This window comes from Kamptonema formosum PCC 6407 (assembly GCF_000332155.1).
Classification (GTDB): Bacteria; Cyanobacteriota; Cyanobacteriia; order Cyanobacteriales; family Microcoleaceae; genus Kamptonema; species Kamptonema formosum.
On sequence record NZ_KB235903.1, the window covers coordinates 1,971,156 to 1,991,138 of the forward strand.

At 40.2% G+C, this 19,983-nt stretch carries 17 protein-coding genes; 8 read left to right on the forward strand and 9 right to left on the reverse strand.

Annotation, left to right across the window (positions count from 1 at the left end; translation table 11 throughout):
* Positions 1–492: 492 nt before the first annotated feature.
* Both OSCIL6407_RS0113620 and OSCIL6407_RS30695 read left to right on the forward strand, forming a co-directional pair.
* On the forward strand, positions 493–1,248 hold the full coding sequence (locus OSCIL6407_RS0113620; protein ID WP_007356578.1) for an ATP-binding cassette domain-containing protein: 756 nt from the start codon (positions 493–495) through the stop codon (positions 1,246–1,248).
* A 61-nt stretch (positions 1,249–1,309) separates the two neighbouring features.
* The gene (locus tag OSCIL6407_RS30695; protein WP_007356579.1) at positions 1,310–1,948 is read left to right on the forward strand and encodes an ABC transporter permease; all 639 of its coding nucleotides are present in this window, start codon (positions 1,310–1,312) and stop codon (positions 1,946–1,948) included.
* Positions 1,949–1,997: 49 nt separating this feature from the next.
* Here OSCIL6407_RS30695 and OSCIL6407_RS0113630 read toward each other — a convergent pair whose 3' ends face one another.
* Positions 1,998–2,579 (reverse strand): DUF1802 family protein, encoded by a 582-nt coding sequence (locus OSCIL6407_RS0113630; RefSeq protein ID WP_007356580.1) that lies wholly within the window; start codon positions 2,577–2,579, stop codon positions 1,998–2,000.
* A 160-nt stretch (positions 2,580–2,739) separates the two neighbouring features.
* Between OSCIL6407_RS0113630 and OSCIL6407_RS0113635 the strand changes: the two genes are divergently transcribed.
* Both OSCIL6407_RS0113635 and OSCIL6407_RS0113640 read left to right on the forward strand, forming a co-directional pair.
* Positions 2,740–3,699, forward strand: a complete 960-nt coding sequence (locus OSCIL6407_RS0113635; protein ID WP_007356581.1) for an aldo/keto reductase — start codon at positions 2,740–2,742, stop codon at positions 3,697–3,699.
* Positions 3,700–3,776: 77 nt separating this feature from the next.
* Positions 3,777–5,645 (forward strand): serine/threonine-protein kinase, encoded by a 1,869-nt coding sequence (locus tag OSCIL6407_RS0113640; protein ID WP_007356582.1) that lies wholly within the window; start codon positions 3,777–3,779, stop codon positions 5,643–5,645.
* A gap of 18 nt (positions 5,646–5,663) precedes the next feature.
* Here the strand turns inward: OSCIL6407_RS0113640 and OSCIL6407_RS0113645 are convergent, their stop codons facing one another.
* From OSCIL6407_RS0113645 to OSCIL6407_RS0113655, 3 genes are all read right to left on the reverse strand, one after another.
* Positions 5,664–6,302 (reverse strand): Uma2 family endonuclease, encoded by a 639-nt coding sequence (locus OSCIL6407_RS0113645; protein ID WP_007356583.1) that lies wholly within the window; start codon positions 6,300–6,302, stop codon positions 5,664–5,666.
* Between the two features lie 67 nt (positions 6,303–6,369).
* Positions 6,370–8,214 (reverse strand): HAMP domain-containing sensor histidine kinase, encoded by a 1,845-nt coding sequence (locus tag OSCIL6407_RS0113650; protein ID WP_007356584.1) that lies wholly within the window; start codon positions 8,212–8,214, stop codon positions 6,370–6,372.
* A 447-nt stretch (positions 8,215–8,661) separates the two neighbouring features.
* The gene (locus tag OSCIL6407_RS0113655) at positions 8,662–8,922 is read right to left on the reverse strand and encodes an NfeD family protein (RefSeq protein WP_007356585.1); all 261 of its coding nucleotides are present in this window, start codon (positions 8,920–8,922) and stop codon (positions 8,662–8,664) included.
* A gap of 650 nt (positions 8,923–9,572) precedes the next feature.
* Between OSCIL6407_RS0113655 and OSCIL6407_RS0113665 the strand changes: the two genes are divergently transcribed.
* Together OSCIL6407_RS0113665 and OSCIL6407_RS0113670 are read left to right on the forward strand one after the other, a co-directional pair.
* On the forward strand, positions 9,573–10,904 hold the full coding sequence (locus tag OSCIL6407_RS0113665; protein WP_007356587.1) for an AAA-like domain-containing protein: 1,332 nt from the start codon (positions 9,573–9,575) through the stop codon (positions 10,902–10,904).
* Between the two features lie 122 nt (positions 10,905–11,026).
* Positions 11,027–13,996 (forward strand): COP23 domain-containing protein, encoded by a 2,970-nt coding sequence (locus tag OSCIL6407_RS0113670; RefSeq protein WP_007356588.1) that lies wholly within the window; start codon positions 11,027–11,029, stop codon positions 13,994–13,996.
* Positions 13,997–14,101: 105 nt separating this feature from the next.
* Here OSCIL6407_RS0113670 and OSCIL6407_RS0113675 read toward each other — a convergent pair whose 3' ends face one another.
* From OSCIL6407_RS0113675 to OSCIL6407_RS37800, 4 genes are all read right to left on the reverse strand, one after another.
* Positions 14,102–14,446 (reverse strand): type II toxin-antitoxin system PemK/MazF family toxin, encoded by a 345-nt coding sequence (locus tag OSCIL6407_RS0113675; RefSeq protein ID WP_007356590.1) that lies wholly within the window; start codon positions 14,444–14,446, stop codon positions 14,102–14,104.
* The gene (locus OSCIL6407_RS0113680) at positions 14,440–14,667 is read right to left on the reverse strand and encodes a hypothetical protein (protein ID WP_007356591.1); all 228 of its coding nucleotides are present in this window, start codon (positions 14,665–14,667) and stop codon (positions 14,440–14,442) included. The genes OSCIL6407_RS0113675 and OSCIL6407_RS0113680 overlap by 7 nt, the downstream gene beginning before the upstream one ends.
* A 101-nt stretch (positions 14,668–14,768) precedes the next feature.
* A complete protein-coding gene (locus OSCIL6407_RS0113685) occupies positions 14,769–14,981 on the reverse strand; it encodes a DUF6887 family protein (protein WP_007356592.1) in 213 nt (70 codons plus the stop codon).
* The gene (locus OSCIL6407_RS37800) at positions 14,978–15,157 is read right to left on the reverse strand and encodes a DUF6888 family protein (protein ID WP_026103734.1); all 180 of its coding nucleotides are present in this window, start codon (positions 15,155–15,157) and stop codon (positions 14,978–14,980) included. Before OSCIL6407_RS37800 ends, OSCIL6407_RS0113685 begins: the two co-directional genes overlap by 4 nt.
* A gap of 255 nt (positions 15,158–15,412) precedes the next feature.
* Between OSCIL6407_RS37800 and OSCIL6407_RS0113695 the strand changes: the two genes are divergently transcribed.
* A complete protein-coding gene (locus OSCIL6407_RS0113695; RefSeq protein WP_007356594.1) occupies positions 15,413–16,231 on the forward strand; it encodes a PD-(D/E)XK nuclease family protein in 819 nt (272 codons plus the stop codon).
* Between the two features lie 84 nt (positions 16,232–16,315).
* On the opposite strand, the gene OSCIL6407_RS0113700 is transcribed toward OSCIL6407_RS0113695, so the two are convergent.
* Positions 16,316–17,104: a hypothetical protein gene (locus OSCIL6407_RS0113700; RefSeq protein WP_007356595.1), complete on the reverse strand. Its 789-nt coding sequence runs from the start codon at positions 17,102–17,104 to the stop codon at positions 16,316–16,318.
* A 279-nt stretch (positions 17,105–17,383) separates the two neighbouring features.
* Between OSCIL6407_RS0113700 and OSCIL6407_RS0113705 the strand changes: the two genes are divergently transcribed.
* Positions 17,384–19,924, forward strand: a complete 2,541-nt coding sequence (locus tag OSCIL6407_RS0113705) for a single-stranded-DNA-specific exonuclease RecJ (RefSeq protein WP_007356596.1) — start codon at positions 17,384–17,386, stop codon at positions 19,922–19,924.
* Positions 19,925–19,983 lie beyond the last annotated feature (59 nt).

Consider the following 19,983-nt stretch of genomic DNA (forward strand, 5'->3'; position numbering starts at 1 on the left):
TTCTTTAGGCATTTAGGCGGTAGGGGATCGTTTTTGGTTGAGCGATCGTAGTGGGACTTGGAGAGGGGATAGATACATAGGGGGAGAAAGGTAGAGGGGGGAAAATACCTCATCGTTAATCCTCATACTAAGCGGTCACTCCGTCAAGCTTTTGTCCTGATTAGATATCTACGTAGAAACCGGGTTTCTTAGAAAAATTGAAGACGATCAACTAGATAGCTATGAAGAAACCCGGTTTCTGACCTTGACGCGGGTTTCTTAGAAAAATTGAAGATTATCAGCTAGATAGCTATGAAGAAACCCACTTCCTGACCTCGACTTGCGTAAGTCCCGATCGAGTAACAAGGGGTTAACTGACCAGGTAAAGAATATTTAAACTACTTTGCCTACTGGGGAAATTTCCGATAGTGCCGAGCTTACTGTCGCCAAATTAAATTGAATAAATCAATTATAGTAAATTTATGGCTTCTACTACAACCTGTGCAATTTTTCATGTTATCAAATAACGAGAGCGCTGTCGAATGCCTAGATGTTACTTATCGCCTAAACCGACGCTGTTTGGTAGATAAACTTAATTTTAAAGTGCTAAAAGGAGAAATTTTAGTATTACTAGGACGCAGTGGCAGCGGTAAAACTACTACAATGAAACTGATTAACAATCTGCTGACACCAACCAGTGGGGAAGTGATTGTATTGGGAAAACTGACAACACAGTGGAACCCAATCCAACTACGGCGACGAATAGGTTATGTAATTCAAGAAATTGGCTTATTTCCGCATTTCACGGTTGAGCAAAATATTGGTTTAGTGCCAAAACTAGAAGGTTGGGAACGCGATCGCATTGGATCTCGCGTCCATCAACTGTTAGAATTAGTTGGGCTAGATTCTCAACTATTTGCCAAACGCTATCCCCATCAACTCTCCGGCGGACAAAGGCAGCGAGTCGGTGTCGCCAGAGCTCTTGCCGCCGATCCTCCTATATTATTAATGGATGAACCTTTTGGTGCTCTAGACCCCATTACTCGCCTAGAATTGCAGCGGGAATTTCGGCAATTACAACAGCAATTAGGCAAAACTGTGATTTTTGTCACCCATGATATTCAAGAAGCTTTTTTTCTAGCTTCTAGAATTGGCTTGATGCAAGATGGGCGTTTAGTAGAGTTAAACTCACCTGGTGAATTTCTAAATTCCCAAAACGCAGAAGCTCGCGCTTTTATTGAATGTTTGCAATTAGTTTCTAACACCTGATCGTGATTGTCAATTCCCAATCACCAATTACCAGTTACCAATTACCAATTACCAATTACCAATGAATGAATTCCTAAATCGCTATGGATCGGAAATGATTCAGCACACAATTGAGCACTTAATTTTAGTGTCAATTTCAATTTTTGTCGCTGTTTTAATTGGTATTCCTCTCGGTATCTTAGTCACGCGAAAACCTGAATTTAGCCAGCCAATTTTAGGTTTTGCCAATGTAATGCAGACTATCCCCAGTTTAGCATTATTTGGCTTGTTAATTCCTGTTCCTGTTGTGGGCGGAATAGGAGCAAGAACGGCAATTATTGCTCTAACTCTCTATTCATTAATGCCGATTATCCGCAATACTTATACTGGGATTATAGGTGTAGATCCAGCTATTCGCGAAGCTGGGCGGGGGATGGGAATGACAGATTGGCAACTTCTATTTCAGGTTGAAATTCCCTTAGCAATGAGTGTAATTTTAGCTGGGATTAGAGTGGCGACAGTATTTGCAATTGGCTTAGCCACTATTGCTGCTGCTATCGCCGCAGGAGGGTTAGGAGTATTTATTTTTCGGGGTGTGGCTACAGGGAATAATCAGTTACTTTTTGCGGGTGCAATTCCAGCAGCAATGATGGCATTAGCTGCCGATTTTGCTCTGGGTTGGGTCGAACTCTATCTAAATAAAACGCACACGAATAGCTAAATATTTAGGAATTTCAATTAATTAAAATCTCCTTTTATGACTATTATGACTATGAAAAACTTTCCGAACTTGCGATCGAATTACGAATTTCATTAGCCTTTTGAAGGTAATCTCTATCACTTAAAATTGGTAGAGAATTATCAATAGCAATTGGTTCGGCTAAATCAATCCACGAGCGACAGCCTCCGTATTCTTGGCGGTAGAGAATTTCCTGTGGTTCCGCTAACTGATAAGTTCGCAGTAATAAGATGTAAATAGGCTGATTAGATTTCCATTTTAGCCGATCGTTGACAAATTTCTGATTCCAAATATGATAAGGAAATAAAGCCGCGATCGCAGGTTCGTAAGCGAGTAAAAAAGCATCAGTTATGTTGGCCCAACTACCAATTCTAACCGTTTCAGGATGCCAACCTGATGCTACAACTTTCACCTGACTTGCATACTCAGGTTTTAGTAAATCCGGCTGTTGATGTTCAAAAGTAGGATATAGCAAAACCTGCTTGTGAATCAGATTAAAATGTCCCCCTTGTTCGCGGATACCGCCTTTCCTCAACAGCATAATTGTTTTGCCCTTTTCTAAGGCATTAATAGCAACATTCCATTCTTTCAAAGCGCTAACAGTTGATTCCATAGTATTTTTCCTACAATTTTAAAGTTAGTCGTAATCTGGTCATCTTAAAAATATTTGATAGCGATATTACCGCCAATAAGGGGAAAATATTATATTTTCATCTTAAAATTGTTGCATAATATGTAATGGTAAGGGTAGCAATCAAACTCAGGAGGTCAATATGGAAACCCGACAACTAGGCACATCTGGAATTGCCATCACCCCGATTATTATGGGGACTTGGCAAGCTGGTAAGCGGATGTGGGTAGGAATTGAGGATTCCGAGACAATTAAATCCATACGAGCAGCTTTTGAGGCTGGTATTACTACCATTGACACGGCTGAGGTTTACGGCGAAGGACATTCTGAGCAAATTGTAGCGCAAGCTTTGTCTGATGTACGCGATCGCGCTGTATATGCGACTAAAGTTTTTGCCAACCATTTGAAATATGACCAAGTAATAGAAGCGTGCGATCGCTCCCTCAAAAACCTCAATACTGATTATATCGACCTTTATCAAATCCATTGGCCATCGGGTAACTGGAATAGTGAAGTAGTTCCCATAGAAGAAACCATGAGCGCACTTAACAAATTGAAAGAACAAGGTAAAATTAGAGCGATCGGTGTTTCTAATTTTGACAGCGCTCAAATAGAAGAAGCTGCAAAATATGGACGTATTGATAGTTTACAGCCTCCTTATTCTCTATTCTGGCGATGGGTTGAAAAAGAAACAATGCCCTACTGTGTGGAAAATAATATCACCATAATTGCTTATTCTTCTCTAGCTCAGGGGATATTGACAGGTAAATTTGGGGCAGATCATAAATTTGAAGAAGGCGATCATCGAGCAAAAAGCAAGCTATTTAAGCCAGAAAATTATGCGCGGGTACAGTTAGCATTAAATCAACTGCGTCCCATTGCTGAAAGACATCAAGTAAGCTTGGGTAATTTGTCTTTAGCTTGGTTAATTGCTCAACCCCAAACTAATGCAATTGTCGGGGCTCGTCATGTTGAACAATCAGTAGAAAATGCCAAAGCTGCTGAGATTAAACTGAGTGTAGAAGAACTCAAAGAAATTGACAAAATTGGTCTAACTGTCACCGATTATTTAGATGAAAACCCCGTTATGTGGGAATTTTAATCGTAACGCCGCCCTCTAAGCGGTTTAAATACCGTCCAGAGGGCGGCGTTACAACGTAAAATATAATCAATAATTCCATGAGTTACTGTTTAAATCCTGATTGCCAGAAGCCACAAAATCCTACCAAAGTTAAACTTTGCCAAACTTGTCGATCGAAACTACTGTTAAAAGATCGATATCGCGCCCTAAAACCAATTGGACAAGGTGGTTTTGGCAGAACATTCTTAGCAATTGACGAAGACAAGCCATCTAAACCTCGCTGCGTAATCAAACAGTTTTTACCAATAGAAAACCACGTTAGAGGAAATAATTCCCAGAAAGCATCAGAACTATTTGAACAAGAATCAAAACGCCTTGATGAATTAGGAAAACATTCTCAAATTCCAGAACTCCTCGCCTATACTACTCAAAACAATCGCCAGTATTTAGTACAGGAATTTATCGACGGCTATAACTTAGCTCAAGTTATACAAATGCAAGGAACATTCAACGAGACTCAGATTCGCGACTTACTAAATAGTTTAGTACCTCTACTTCAGTTTATCCATAGCCATAATGTTATTCATCGAGATATTAAGCCAGAAAATATTATTTGTCGCCAAAATGGAGAATTAGTTTTAGTCGATTTTGGTGCAGCTAAATTTGCCACAGGTACAGCCTTATTGAAAACAGGAACAAGTATTGGCAGCCCCGAATATATTGCCCCCGAACAAGCAAGAGGTAAGACCGTTTTTGCTAGTGATTTATATAGTTTAGGAGTAACTTGTATTTATTTGTTAACTCAAGTTTCTCCGTTCGATCTTTTCGATCCTGGTGAAAATAGCTGGATTTGGCGACAATATTTAGTAAACAATGAAATCAACGACGAGCTAGGGCAAATTCTCGATAAAATGATTGAAAATGCTACTAATCGCCGTTATCAATCCGCCACTGAAGTATTAAAAGACTTAAATCCTCAAGCCGCATTCAAGTTAGAAACTCCACAAGTCATTATTAATTCGCAAGTAATTTACAAACAAATTACAGAAGATAAAATGATTGCTGAATCTCAGCCTAAAATACAGAATTGGAAATGCACTAACACCCTCATCGGTCATAAAAACTTAGTTTATTCTGTGGCTTTTAGCCCTGATGAAGATATTATCGCTAGTGGTAGCGATGACAAGACAATCAAACTTTGGCAATTAAAAGATGGGCAGGAAATCTGCACTCTTCATGGACACAATAACTCAGTTTACTGTGTGGCTTTTAGTCCTGATGGAAAAAATATTGCTAGTAGCAGCCACGATAAAACGATTAGACTTTGGCAAGTTAATAATGGTCAAGAAATTCGCAGATTTCTAGGTCATACTAATGCAGTTTACTCTGTAGCTTTTAGCCTTGATGGAGAGTTAATTGCAAGTAGTAGTTGGGATAGAAGTGTCAAGATTTGGCGGGTGAAAGACGGTCAAGAAATTCGCACTTTAATGGGTCATACTAATTTAGTTTACTCTGTGGCTTTTAGTCCCGATGGACAACTTATTGCTAGTAGCAGTTGGGATAAAACTATTAAAGTTTGGCAAGTAAAAGACGGGAAGCTGATTAGCACTATTACCATTCATAAAGATTGCGTGCGCTGCGTGGCTTTTAGTCCCAATGGCGAGTTTTTTGCTAGTGGTAGCCACGATAATACTATTAAGCTTTGGTGGGTAAAAGATTGGCAAGAAGTTTTGACAATTGGTGGGCATTCCTGGTATATTGATTCTATTGCTTTTAACCCCGATGGAGAATTTTTAGCGAGTAGTAGTAATCAAGTTATCAAGATTTGGCGGGTAAAAGATGGTCAAGAAGTTTGTAATTTAACTGGCCATGCTAATTCAGTTTATTCTGTAGCTTTTAGTCCTGATGGGGAATATCTAGCCAGTGGGAGTAGTGATAAGACGATTAAGCTTTGGCAGTGCGATTGATAGGATGGTAGAAGTAATTTAATTGTCTTTCTCTAATTTTTGCCGTAACTCTCGAATTACAGCACTTGTACTGCGATCGCGCAACATTTGCCAGCATTCCGCCACAATTTCTGATACATTAAAATTTTGGAAATAACGGCTGGTTAAACTTTCGCTGTATCGGTCATCTTGCAAGGAGTAAATTATTAACCTATTCTTTTTAAATAGCCACACTTCCGGGATTTGATAAGGCAAATAATCATCTACATCGGTATAGCTACTTACATCGACTTCGATTACCAAATCCGGCGGCGGTTCAACACCCCAACCAATTCTATCTTTGCCAACTATTGCCGCGCAATTATCAATATAAAAACAATAGTCTGGTTCAATCCCTCTTACCTCCGGCAAATCTATCGTAATTGGGGTAAATGCTTCATAATCTACCCCTAAGTAATCTAGTAAAACCTTGACGACATCAGCAATAATATTTGCTTGTTTTCCATGTATGGGTAAAGGGGACATTAATAAAATTTCTCCTGGTCGATATTTAATGCGTGGAATTTGACGATCTCCCAATTGTTGTACGAGTGTTTGGTAAAATTGCCAGTTTCCCGGCAATTTTATAACTGTTCCGGGGGGCAAGTGTATTTTTTCTGGTGTGACAACTGCAAACATAAAATTTATACCTCCTAACTGATTATATGCCTTCAATTTCATTTTTGAAACTTTATTCTATACAGCTTCATATTAAATTGGTATCAGGTTTAACAGGTAAAGCAATTATAAACTCTGTCCCTGTTCCCACTTCCGACCAAAAATTAATTGTACCCCCATGTTTATCTACTATAATATTGCGACTAATTGCCAAACCCAACCCAGTTCCCACGCCTCTAGGTTTGGTCGTGAAAAAAGTTTGAAACATTTTCTCTTGAGTAACTGCTGCAATACCTGTACCATTATCCGCAATCTTCACCAGTACAAAATCTAGATCCATAGATTCTGTAGTGATAGTAATTGTAGGCAAAAAGCTATTTTTCTGGAGATTTTCTTGTGAATTTTGGATTTTATTGACATTTTCACCTAAGTTATATTCCCCTCTTTCTTCGGCTTCTTCTAAAGCATCAAGAGCGTTACTTAGGAGATTCATAAATACCTGATAAAGTAAACCCATGTACCCTTCAATATTAGGAATATCGCCATAATTCCGAATAACTTTAATCCCTTTTTTAACCCGGTTGTTAAGAATGAGCAGTGTACTTTCAATACAAGCATGAATATCAACAGGGTGAGGCATCGCCTGATCTAGGCGAGAAAAGTCCTTGAGACTTAAGATAATAGCCGTTGCTCGTTCTGTACCTACTTTCATCGACTGTAAGATTTTGGGCAAATCTTCTTTCAAAAAATCGATATCAATTCTTTCAGCCTGCTCTGTGAGTGCTTGAGATGGTTTAGGAATTTCTGCTTCGTAGGTTGCTAGCAGTGAGAAAAGGTCATCAATATAATCTTTAGCCGGATCTATATTACCATAGATAAAGTTAATAGGATTATTAACTTCGTGAGCCACACCCGCCAACATTCGCCCCAAACTCGCCATTTTTTCGCTCTGAAGCAATTGGGATTCTTTTTCAGCTTGTAATTCTGCTAAAAGATGTTTTACCTTAAGAATTAATTGATTAAGCGAAATTGTCAAAACTCCCAATTCATCTTCTGACGTAACAGGTGCTTGCAAGTCGAAATTAGACTCTTCAGTTACCCTTTGAGCAATTTTAGTTACTGCTTTCAGGGGACGTGCGATCGCGTAGCTAGTGTAGTTAGCTAACAGCACTGCCATCAGAACTGATAGTATCATACTGTAAGTAAGTATCTGCGATCGCAGCATTTCTGCCTCAACTGAAGCCGCCTGTACTACATCTTCTTGTTTGTCAGCAACCTCAATAAGTGCTGCTAAATCATCGGCCAGATTATCTAGCTCAAATCCGATTTTATCCTTAGTGAAATCCGATAGCAATTTCTCAGCTTTAGCTACCCCAGCCTTGCTCTTTTTCAAAACTGCAATTTGCTCGAGAATTATCTCTAGTTTTTGGATATAAACTTCTAGCGATTGCTCGTAAGTTTGCATAAAAGGCTTGACTCCTTCTACCTGTGCTATATCTACCTCAGATTGAAGTTCAGATAACAGATTTTTCAAGGTGTCAGTATATTGTTTTAGCTGCTTATATTTTTGAGCTAACAATTCTGGCTGCTGTAGCCAATAAACAAGGCGCTGCTGGTAAATTTGCGTCCGCAGCAAAGCTGTTTGTAAATCTCCTAAGCGGCGACTTTCCAAATCGATATCTACTTCCTGTGCCGCTTTATGATAATAATAATTGCTTAATGTCAGCCCCGTTATTATTCCTCCAACAGCAACGCCAATAGCAACTGTATAGCCGCCACGAATCTTGCTGCGGATACTGAGGTTGCTAAACCTCTGTGCAAGCTTTTCTAAGAGACTACCTGAAACGCCTAGATGACGGCACGAAGTCGGCTGAGGCTCTATTAAAGTAGGAACAGCATTTGGGAAAGATTTTTTGGGATTTTCAGGCTTCATAGGAGCAAAGCTGCGATCTATTTAGCTTCAGAATTAGCTTTTGAAGGGACATTGAGCTTGGTTAGTGTAGAGAAATAGGGAATTATACCTGAGTCTGGTAAAAGGCGCTTGCACCCCGATAGACCGAGAGTTCAGTTTTGTGGCTGGAGGAGTTATCTACGGACTTTCACCGTAATTCACTCTTCAACGAATCGCACTTAGAATTACTGTGTATCTGTCAGCCTATCTCCACTCTTACAGCAAGGTATTCGCTTCTGATACCATCCCTCCTTTAATCACTATTCATTTAGTATAGTTCAAATTTCTTTTGCTGTAACCATATCTAGGGCAGATATTGCCCGTCTTTGACAGATCCCCACCAATCCCACCGAATATTATCAGAAAAACGGTGACTTTAGCGCGACATTTGGTCGCGTTAGAGATATTTTTGCGTAAGTCATGTCACCCTTATAAAAAAGGAGCAGGTGTAACCAACAGAGTAATATTATCAATACCAATAACGTAAACAATATCACCTGTTTCTAAGGTAATTTCTTGGTCGCACCGAGCAGGCCACCAGCTACTTTGGAAATAGACTCGACCTGTTCGGCGAGCATAAATCGGTTCATCAACAATCGCTTCTTCATTGAAATCGTGGTTAACTACCTTTTGGCAGGAGAAGGATGTGCCAGTGGTTTTGATACGGAAAAGGTTGGCTAGGTTAAACATTAGTGGATGACTCCTGAGCAGTTCTATAAAGCTATCTGGGGTGAGGGGCTGTTTTTATGCAGATTGAGGAGTGCGATGCCTACGGCTGGCTACATCTACACATTTCTTAACGCACTACATTAGAATTTTGTAAGTTCGGGATTGTCAGAACCTATACGCTGAGTATCAGAAATATTGTTCAAGAGTAGGGTTCATCTTTCTAATGTCTATTGCGTACAGCAAGTTTTACCGTCTGGGCTATCACATACCTTACAACTAGCGTATTTGTTATGTTCCCGATCAATTTTCGTTAAAGATACTGGCATCCTGAAGGTAGATTTAATCGCCGCGATTAGCATCAACAGCAATACAATTGAAATAGCAAGTTTCATGCTCGTTTCCCCGATAAATTCAGTAATAGAAAAGCCAGTTAGCGCTAACTTTTTTCTTGATACTGTATATTTTTTCAGGTAATTATCAAGCGATAAAGTTGAAATAATAGGTAATATTTCCAACTTGAAACATCTAGTATTCCTAAAATAAACAGGAAAAAGTCAGGTTTAGTTAGGTGGCTTGCCAAAAAAGTAGGGAAAAGTCAGGATTGCTCTCAAGCTCTAGTCTGAGATTAACCATTGATATATGATATGTAAGTAGTGAAACTGGGAAAGACGATGAATTCAGAATCACAATTCACCTGGGATGAAGCGCTAAAAGTTGCCGATGCAGCCGTATATGAAAAAACTGGCAACCACCTTAGTGATATCGAGGTCAAAGTGCTGCGGGGTGCTTGGGATAGTGACAGTTACGAGCAAATCGCCGAAAAATTTGGTTATTCTGTAAACTACATCAGAGCTGATGTGGGTAGTAAATTATGGGAAAAACTTTCTAATGCGTTAGCAGAAGAGGTAACAAAAAAGAAATTTCAAGAAGCCTTAAAGAGAGAATCAGAACGGCGAAAGCACGCACCTAACTCACCACTTCCATTAGAAGAACCCCTAGAATATCCAGATGGTCAAGTACCTCTAAACTCAAGATTTTATGTTGAGCGTCAACCCATCGAATATGACTGCTATAAAGAGGTTTTAAAAGCCGGTTCCCTAATTCGGATTAAAGCCCCGAATCAAATGGGGAAAACATCTTTAATGGTAAGAATTTTAGCTCATGCTGAGAGATATAGCTATCGAACTGTGCGATTAAATTTACAACAAGCAGAAGCTACTGTTTTTACTAACTTAGATAAACTTTTGCGGTGGCTTTGTGCCAATATTAGTCGGCAATTAGGGCTACAACCAATGCTAGATGATTATTGGGATGAAGAAATTGGGAGTAAAATTAGCTGCACTACATATTTCCAAGCTCATTTGTTACAAAAAATAGATAGTCCCTTAGTTGTAGCTTTCGATGAAGTCGATCGAGTTTTTCATTATCCCGATATTGCCGGGGATTTTTTGCCACTATTGCGAGAGTTTCACGAAGAAGCTAATAATCTGGAAATATGGCGGCGGTTACGATTAGTAGTAACGCACTCGACAGAAGTTTATATCCCATTAAATATCAATCGTTCACCTTTTAATGTCGGGCTACCTATTAAGTTACCAGAATTTACAGAAAAGCAAGTAGAGGATTTAGCAAAAATTCACAAACTTGAGTTAAAAAGCGAGGAAATTAAACAATTAATGGCGATAGTTGGCGGACATCCTTTTTTAGTAAGACTAGCTTTTTATCACCTGCAACGTCAGGATCTAACTTTAGAAAAGTTGCTGTCTGAAGCTGCTACCCAAGCAGGAATTTATAGCGATCATTTGCGACGACACTTAGGATATTTTCAAAAGCAGCCGGAATTGATAGCGGCGATGAAAAGAGTTGTAGAATCAGACAAAAGTGTACAGTTAGAGTCAAGGCAAGCCTATAAATTAGAGAGTATGGGGCTAGTGAAATTGAAGGGAGATGAGGTGATGTCAAGTTGTGAATTGTATCGTCGATATTTTTGCGATCGCTTGTAATACTAAAGCTATTTTACTCGGCGATTGAAATCGCTTCTACACAAACGAAGTCCGCCTACGCGGACTAAGAAATAAGAGGCATATTTAAGCCAAGTTTGGTATAAAGATGTAAGGAAATAATTATGAATACAGCACAAAAAGTAGAATATGAATATAAAGTTGGTGGGAGTTTGCCACCGGATGCTCCCAGTTATGTAACTCGCCGTGCTGATTTTGAATTATTAGAAGCATTGAAAGCTGGTGAATTTTGCTATGTTTTGAACTCGCGACAAATGGGTAAATCTTCTCTACGAGTTAGAACTATGCAACGCCTGAAAACCGAAAAATTTGCCTGTGCAGCCCTCGATATGACGAAAATTGGCAGCAAAGAAGTTACAGCAAATCAGTGGTATAAAGGGATTATTTCTGAGTTGATCCGAGGGTTAGATTTATTAGGCAAAGTCAATTTAAAAACTTGGAGAAGCGAACAAGAGGGGCTATCGCCAGTTCAGCAATTGAGTCGGTTTATTGAAGATGTGCTACTTGTCAAAGTTCCCGGCGAAAGAGTTATTATATTTGTGGATGAAATTGATAGCGTTCTCAGTTTAAATTTTTGTCTTGATGATTTTTTTGCCTTGATTCGATGGTGTTATAATCAACGGGTAGATAATCCTGAATACCATCGCCTTGCATTTTGTTTATTAGGAGTAGCAACGCCATCAGATTTAATTGCTGATAAGAGACGCACGCCGTTTAATATTGGTCGAGCAATTGAGGTGACAGGGTTTAAGTTAGAGGAAGCTAAATTATCATTAACTCAGGGGTTAGCGGCTAAAGTAGATTATCCTGAAATGATTTTAGAAGAGTTATTAGATTGGACGGGAGGGCAACCTTTTCTTACTCAAAAGTTGTGTAAACTGGTTGTGGATAAGGCAGAAAGTAGAATGCCGAATATTGAGAGTTTAGTTACACAATATATTATTGACAATTGGGAATCGCAGGATGAACCGGAGCATTTGAGGACAATACGCGATCGCATCCTGAATAGTAAAGAACTCACCAGTAGGTTATTGGGATTGTATCAGCAAATTTTGCAGCGGGGAGGAATAGAAGCTAGTTATTGTGCTGAACAAATGGAGTTGCAGTTATCGGGATTAGTGGTTAAACATCAGGGTAAGTTAAGGGTTTATAATTTAATTTATCAATCTGTTTTTAATGCGAGTTGGGTAGAGAAGGCATTAGCTAATTTACGTCCCTATAGTGAGGCAATCTCGGCTTGGTTGGCTTCTAGTTGTCAGGATGAATCGCGGTTGTTGCGAGGGGAGGCTTTACAGGATGCACTTGTCTGGGGAACTGGTAAAAGTTTGAGCGATCATGATTATCAGTTTTTAGCTGCTAGTCAGGCCTTGGATAAGCGAGAAATTCAAATTGCTTTAGATTTAAAAGAAGAAGAAAGTCGCATACTAGCTAAAGCTAATGAGGAAGCAAATAGAAAAATTAAAAGAGCCAATATCAGCATAGGATTTGGGTCGGCTGTACTATTAATTATGTTAATTGTTGCCGCTATCGCAGCTACACAGACGTGGCAACAAATCAAGAAAGCTGAGCAAGCTGAGCAAAAAATGGCTGATGTTAACCAAAAGGCAGTTGAGGCGCAGAAACAAGTCAAAATGGCAGAAAAAACTAGAAGTTTTGCTGAGGATCAATTAAAAGAAGCAGAGGCACAGTCAAAATTAACTCAGCAGGAAATGCAAAAAGCTAATCAGGAGCTAGCTGCTGCCAAAACTGAACTAGAAAAAGTTAGAGAAGATGCAGAACGTAAGCGTCAGGAAGCGATGCAAAGAGTGAGCATTGCGGAGGGAAAAAAAGTTAATCTTCAACAAGAAGCTGTCAAAGCACAGCAGCTCAGTCAGGAAGCAGCTCAAAGTCAGAAAATAGCAGAAGAACAAGCAATTGCAGCGCAACAACAGGCAGCTAAGGCAGAGCAAAAAACTCAGGAGGCAACTCAGAAACAGAAAGAATACGAGCAAAAAATAGCAAAATTCAGCAAAGAAGCTACTCTTGCCAAGACAGAATTACAAAAGCTAAGTATAGAATTAAATTCGGGTCAGATTGAACTAAATGCTAGAGAATTTACGGTTTTAATTGGTACAGAAGATGGTCGTGGGTCAGGGGTGATTATTGGCCGCCAAGATGACACTTATCTTGTACTCACAGCCTACGATGTAATTTTTCAACCTGGGGGATTTGAAATTCAGGCACCTGATGGAGAACGCTATCCTATTTACTCTGGTCATGTGCTAAAAGAGGTTAACTTAGCAGTATTAGCATTTACCAGCAATCAAGAATATCGAGTTGCTGAATTAGGCAATTCTGACGAATTGAAGGAAGGTACAAGGATTTATTATGCAGGCTATTCTAGCCCAGGATTAATAGTTCCAGAAAGCCTTTATTATTTTCTTAGCGCTCGTATTACTGAGCGTTTGCCAATGCAGACAAACGGTTATGAACTAGCATTTAATGGGGTTGGGATACCAGGAATGTCTGGCGGTCCGATAATCGATACTAAGGGTAGGGTTGTAGGAATTTCTGGGAAAGCTAATATAAATCAAAATACCAAGCAAATGGTAGGAATTTACGGCGTTCCGATTAAAACATTTGAGAAATTACAAGCACAACAGCTATCTACTGCAACACCTGTAACATTACTTCCAGTTCCTTTATCTGATCAACCATCAAATATCAGCAATAGGATATTCTTATGCGGGATGAGTCAGGGAAACCCAGCAACCCTTGTTCGTACTGTGAGAGGGCCGATGACAGTTATTATCTGGACTAATGAGGAATATACTGCATCGGGCTGGACTCCTGAGCGTCGCTGCAAGGAAATTTCTGCTAGATTTGAAAGACTTAATAGATCTGGTCAATTAAAATATCTTAAAGCCGGGACGGTTAGTGGTCAATCTGTTATATGCGGTACAGATTCCAGGGAGAGTTTATGCTCGTCAAATAATGTGTTAGTAGCTCTCCCTTCTGGTACTGATGCTAACTTAGCTCTTAATCATCTATTAAATATAAGAGTTGGAGCTTCTTCAAGACCACTATATTTATGAAGCGATGGTAGCTACTGTCCTGATAAAAGGAAGAGTGCTAGTCATCAGTGAAATTGAAAGCGCGATCGCACTCTATAAATTAATGAAGATTGAACTTCGCCACCCTTATAAACCTAAAATTGCACACACAGCCTTAGCCACCTCCTGCATATAGATATCATCCAAATTGCCAAGCACCCTAATTAGCCTCGATTTATCACTAACTCTAATCTGTTCACAAAGCAGTACCGAATCCTGACTTAATCCCCCTATACCTGCGGGAACAAACACATGAGAAGATAATAAAACACGCCTAATTTTTGTCGTAAACGGAGCAATAATCGTGTGCAGACTGACGGCATTAGCCCGATCTATTTGTAGAATTAAAACCGGCCGAATGCCTGATTGTTCCGTCCCTACTACTGGATTAAGATCGCATAAAACCACATCTCCTCGATTAATCTCTACCATTGGATCTCACCTCTGGCCAAACGTTCTTCATAAGCTTCTAAATTCTGCAAATAATCAGAAAAATTTAATTCAGCCAGATCTCTCCCTTCAGTAAATTGACTCCACAAATTAACCTCATACCTATCATCTTTCATCAAAAAATCTACAAAATCATTTACTTGTTGAACAAGTGTTTCTGGCAGTTGATGAATTTTCGCAATAGTTTCGTCTCGAACACTCATTTTTCATTCCTTCTTAAATACTACCAATATTATACCCAATGCTCAGGCGATCGCACCTCCCCAAAAAAGCACAATCGCCCTCTCAACCCCAACCCAAAAAACTATGATTCCTTTAGCTTCTTAATGCGATCGCGAATATTCTCCTCCATTTCTTTCAGCAACTCTGGAGTATCGGGAAACGGATACCTTACAGCATCTTTATTATCCGCCTTCAAACGGTCAACAAGTGTATAGAAAGCATCATCATCATCCCTGTGAGCGAGGAAATAAGCTCGTAACTCAGCCTTGCTCATCGTCTCAAAATCAGGTTTCATATTAAATACTCCCATGTGCCATCACGGTAAACTTGGATTTGCAGTTCTTCCCCTGCAAAAATAAAAATCGTGCCATCGCGCTCATCAAAACGCAATATTTCGACTGAGTGGTAAAAATTAGTCAAAGATTGACATAAGCTGATGCAAATTAACCCTTGCGCTGCTGTTGGAAGAATAGTTCCTCCTTTAAAATAATTATTTGAGTGTAATTATATACTACTGACATTAGATTAGCACAACTTAGCCAAGCGCGATCGCCTCATACCAAATTTGGCTTTATTCCCTCTTTTTATTTTAGTCCGCGTAGGCGGACTTTGTTTGTATAGCTGCGATTTCTAATCGCCCGGAAATTCGATTTTTTAAACCAAATTTGATATCATTTACCAAGCGCGATCGCCTACAATTTAACAAACACCAAACAAAAAAACACAATGTTTAGACTCTCCCAAGGCCAACTCAACCTACTCACAACCTGCCCCCGCAAATTTCAACACACCTACCTCGAACAACTAGCAACCCCCTATACCCCAGAACAACAAGAAAAACTCGCCTGGGGTAGCAAATTTCACCTGTTAATGCAGCAGCGAGAAATCGGATTACCAATCGAAGCCTTGATTGAAGAAGACGCAGAAATGCACAATTGCCTCACTGCCTTTATAAATGCCACACCCGAACTTTTTCCCCCCCCAGAAAATAGTAACCTCACTTTCCGCCAAGCTGAACATCCTCGTACCCTCATCTTCCAAGACTATTTAATTACCGTAATTTATGACCTCTTCATAGCCGAAGCAACACAAGCTCAAATCTTTGACTGGAAAACCTACCCCCGTCCTCAAAACCATAAATTATTAGCACAAAACTGGCAAACTCGTCTTTATTTATATGTTTTAGCAGAAACGAGCAACTATTTACCTGAACAAATTTCTATGACCTATTGGTTCGTACAATTAGAAGGTGAAAATAAACCGCAAAGCCTCAAATTTACTTACAACAATATACAGCATGAACAAACTAGAAATGATTTAACTAGCATCTTAAACCAACTAACAAAATGGTTGAAATTATATCATGAAGAAGGCGAACCCTTTCCCCAAGTAGAAATTACATCTAACAATTGCGATTTTTGTCAGTTTATCACTCGCTGCGATCGCAGTCCCGAAACTGAAGAAAATACCTTAAGCAACATTACGGTAACTGCACCCCCAGATTGGCTACCGAATCTAGGTATGATTGAAGAAATATCTATTTAAACCATAAAAAAAGTCCCCCTTAGAGGACTTTAACTATTATGAGTCAGCGATTTGAACCCTGGATACTAATTAAACATCAGACTTCTATTGCTGTGAACCATCTGCACCAGAATTACTACCAGGTGTAGCCGTATTACTAGGATTAGAATCAGTGCCGCTTTCTGTATTACTTCCACTGCCTGTCCCTACTCCAGAACCGCTATCATTTTGATTGGAGGATGGAGCAGTTGAACTCTGAGGTGCTGGAATTGGCGAGGCTGAAGCTGGCTCCCTCTGGGGACTTGGAACCGTAATATTGATATTATTTGATGGCGAAGATGGAGCTGGTGCTGCTTGCGGAGCGGGTGGATCTTGACGCTGGGAATTGGGAACAGTAATATTAATATTAGGCGCTGGTTGTTGAGAAGCTGGACTTGGTTGAGGAGCAGGCGTAGCTCTTTGAACTGGAGACGGTTGAGGAGCTGGAACAATCTTTTCAATGATTGTCTTTTCTCTCTCAATAGTCCTAGTCGGAGCAGGTGGTGTTGAAGGCTGATTTGCTCTCGGTACAGGTACAATCAAAGGAGCAGGAATAGGAGCTTCATCACGTCTATTCAAGTAATATACAGTTCCGAGAACCAAGCCGACTAAAGAAGCCAGAATAATTCCTAACAGCAACCCGCGAGCAGCATTATCATTATCTCTAACTTTTTGAACTTCTCTTTTGCGGTGACTTTCTGCAACTTCGCCCTCTACATAACCTTTATGGTGAGCTGCTGTTGTACTGGGAACTGTTGAAGTAGTTCGCGTTGTACTGACGTGACCATTAGTTCCATCGGTGTGAACCTCTTGATGAATTTCACGGCTAAAGCTATTTTCTTCGTTAGGTTTCATAATTATCCTCGTCACAACTATTCAAAAAATATTTCTTTGTAGGAGATGTCCTTATTTGAAAACTTGAGTTAAAAGTTTCCTTGTTAGGACATTTGAAGAACCTTGGTTTTTTTCTTCATTTGTATTCACTCTAACTGATCGGCGCATAAGCAGACTGTACCCTTAGAGTGATCCTTTGAGTACCACCAAAGGAATAGAATTAGCTTGCTAGCAAAAAAAACTACATAAAATAAGATTAAATAGAAATGTAGGAATCATTTAGTCCTTGGATATTCCTAAATGCCGGAACAACCTCAAAATTGGCAAATTCAGCCCCCAATTCACCCGCCAACTTGGTTAATTGAAGCCGTCAAAAGTCACGCCCCTGAATTGCCAGGGCATTATGCGGCCTCACTATTAATGTCAAGGGGAATTCAAAACCCCGAACAAATAGCTGGTTTTTTGAACCCCAATCTTTATCAACCAGCAAGTCCTTTTGAATTTGGGCAAGAAATGAATCTTGCCGTAGAGCGAGTTCTGCAAGCACGTAATAATGCAGAAAATATTGCTATTTGGGGAGATTTTGACGCAGATGGTATTACCTCAACTTCTGTTCTTTGGGATGGTTTAGGGCAGTTTTTCTCTCAAAATGAACAACTTACTTACTATATTCCCAATCGTCTCACTGAATCTCATGGCCTCAATAACCCTGGAATTGATGCGTTAGCCAAATCAGGAATTACTTTAATTATCACCTGCGACACGGGCAGCACAAATTTAGCAGAAATTGACTATGCTCGCAGTTTAGGAATAGATATTATTGTCACAGATCATCATACGCTACCAGAAGAACGCCCTCAAGTAGTAGCTATCATCAATCCCCGCTATTTACCCTCGACCCACCAACTTTTTCACCTCTCTGGTGTAGCAGTTGCTTACAAGCTAATTGAAGCACTTTATCAAAGTTTGCCCAATGTTCCTCAACGCCCTTTAGAAGACCTATTAGTTTTAGTAGCTATTGGTTTAATTGCTGATTTAGTGCAACTCACAGGTGACTGCCGTTACTTAGCACAAAAGGGGATAGAATGTCTAGGGAAACAAATCACAAATTCTACTCGACCAGGGATTACTAAACTATTAGAATTGTGCAAAAGAAGTGGCGATCGCCCTACAGATATTTCTTTCGGACTCGGCCCTAGAATTAACGCAGTTAGCCGCATTCAAGGTGATGCTAGTTTTTGCGTGGAATTGTTGACTAGCCAGGATAGAAAACGCTGCGACCAACTAGCACTTTCAACTGAATTAGCTAATACTCGCCGCAAATCTATACAGAAAGATGTTGCTAAAGATGTCAATGAAAAATTAGCTAAACTTGATTTGTCAACTACCAGTGTAATTGTTTTAGCGGACTCCCAATGGCCTGTCGGTGTCTTAGGATTAGTAGCAGGTCAAGTCGCGCAAGAATACGGTCGCCCTACCATTTTACTCAGTACAGAAGGAGCGGGGGAGATGGGGAGCGGGGGAGCGGGGGAGCAGGGGAGATGGGGAGCGGGGGAGATGGGGAGCGGGGGAGATGGGGAACAATTACCAATTACCAATTACCAATTACCAATTACCAATTACCAATTACCAATTACCAATTACCCAATTTTAGCCAGAGGTTCTGCCCGTTCAGTTAGCCAAATTGACCTTTACCAATTGGTGAAAAGTCAAGCTCATTTATTACACCGTTTCGGCGGTCATCCCTTTGCTGCTGGATTAAGTTTGCCCGTTGAAAATATTTCTTTATTTACAGATGCAATTAATCAACAATTGCGAGGGCAAATGGTTAATGGTTTACCTTCCCCAACTATCCAAGCTGACCTGATTGTTACAGTCTCTGAATTGGGGCGAGAGTTATTTCAAGAACTTAAACTCCTCGAACCTTGCGGCATGGGGAATCCTGCGCCTAAATTGTTGATTCAAAACTGTTGGTTTGAAAATACATGGCACTGCAACCAGAAGGATTTAAGAGGTAATAAAGTACAATATATCAAAACCGATTTTGAAATTAGAGACGAATCTAGCGATCGCGCATTTCCTGGGATTTGGTGGGGACACTACAAAGATGAAATTCCCACAGGGCCCTGCGATGCTATAGTCGAGCTTGACTTCAATACTTATAAAAAACGCTATGAAGTGCGGCTGATTGCTTTGCGACCAAATGGCGAAAATGCGCCCGTAAACATTCCTGCCCAAATTGATTGGATATTAGACTGGCGCAATAGCCAAAACCAAGACGAGTCAGCGATCGCCCTCTCTCCTTCACCCCTGATAATTGCAGAATGTCCCACTAGCTGGGGCGAATTACAAGCATGGTTTAGGCGGGGACTCCACTCACAACAGAAACTGGCGATCGCCTACAGTCTCCCACCATCCCCGCCCCCTATCCAAATCTGGCAACAGCTAGTGGGAATTGCCAAATACCTCAGTCGTACCAACCAAATAGTTACCCGCAGACAACTAAGACAGAAATTAGGCATCAGCGACGTATCCCTACAACTGGGATTCAAAACTTTAACCCATCTCGGTTTCCAAGTCACTTACCGCGATCGCGCCTTTCACATCACCAGACATCCCCTAGAAAAACCATCAGTAACTTTATCTCACCCAACCCATTCTCACCAAGTCTCAATGTCCCATTCTGAAGCGCTTTCCCACTCCATAGAACGATTCTTAGCTGTAGTTTCAGAAGAACAATTTCGCCGCCGCTATTTCTGCGAAGTTTCCTTTGCTACCATTCAGGCTATGGCCCAAGAAACCCTTTTAAATGACCTCGATTCCTCAGCTACTCCTTTCTAAGAGGGGCTAGGGGCTATCTATAGAGCGATCGCTTTCTTAAGTTTAAAGGAGCGATCGCC

Bases quoted from the DNA above. Each gene is read 5' to 3' on its own strand.
- OSCIL6407_RS0113650 (WP_007356584.1), bottom strand. From the start codon at position 8,214: ATGAAGCCTGAAAATCCCAAAAAATCTTTCCCAAATGCTGTTCCTACT.
- OSCIL6407_RS0113670 (WP_007356588.1), top strand. From the start codon at position 11,027: ATGAATACAGCACAAAAAGTAGAATATGAATATAAAGTTGGTGGGAGT.
- OSCIL6407_RS0113630 (WP_007356580.1), bottom strand. From the start codon at position 2,579: ATGGAATCAACTGTTAGCGCTTTGAAAGAATGGAATGTTGCTATTAAT.
- OSCIL6407_RS0113685 (WP_007356592.1), bottom strand. From the start codon at position 14,981: ATGAAACCTGATTTTGAGACGATGAGCAAGGCTGAGTTACGAGCTTAT.
- OSCIL6407_RS0113675 (WP_007356590.1), bottom strand. From the start codon at position 14,446: ATGGTAGAGATTAATCGAGGAGATGTGGTTTTATGCGATCTTAATCCA.
- OSCIL6407_RS0113635 (WP_007356581.1), top strand. From the start codon at position 2,740: ATGGAAACCCGACAACTAGGCACATCTGGAATTGCCATCACCCCGATT.
- OSCIL6407_RS0113665 (WP_007356587.1), top strand. From the start codon at position 9,573: ATGAATTCAGAATCACAATTCACCTGGGATGAAGCGCTAAAAGTTGCC.
- OSCIL6407_RS0113695 (WP_007356594.1), top strand. From the start codon at position 15,413: ATGTTTAGACTCTCCCAAGGCCAACTCAACCTACTCACAACCTGCCCC.
- OSCIL6407_RS0113680 (WP_007356591.1), bottom strand. From the start codon at position 14,667: ATGAGTGTTCGAGACGAAACTATTGCGAAAATTCATCAACTGCCAGAA.
- OSCIL6407_RS30695 (WP_007356579.1), top strand. From the start codon at position 1,310: ATGAATGAATTCCTAAATCGCTATGGATCGGAAATGATTCAGCACACA.
- OSCIL6407_RS0113705 (WP_007356596.1), top strand. From the start codon at position 17,384: ATGCCGGAACAACCTCAAAATTGGCAAATTCAGCCCCCAATTCACCCG.
- OSCIL6407_RS0113655 (WP_007356585.1), bottom strand. From the start codon at position 8,922: ATGTTTAACCTAGCCAACCTTTTCCGTATCAAAACCACTGGCACATCC.
- OSCIL6407_RS0113700 (WP_007356595.1), bottom strand. From the start codon at position 17,104: ATGAAACCTAACGAAGAAAATAGCTTTAGCCGTGAAATTCATCAAGAG.
- OSCIL6407_RS0113620 (WP_007356578.1), top strand. From the start codon at position 493: ATGTTATCAAATAACGAGAGCGCTGTCGAATGCCTAGATGTTACTTAT.
- OSCIL6407_RS0113645 (WP_007356583.1), bottom strand. From the start codon at position 6,302: ATGTTTGCAGTTGTCACACCAGAAAAAATACACTTGCCCCCCGGAACA.
- OSCIL6407_RS0113640 (WP_007356582.1), top strand. From the start codon at position 3,777: ATGAGTTACTGTTTAAATCCTGATTGCCAGAAGCCACAAAATCCTACC.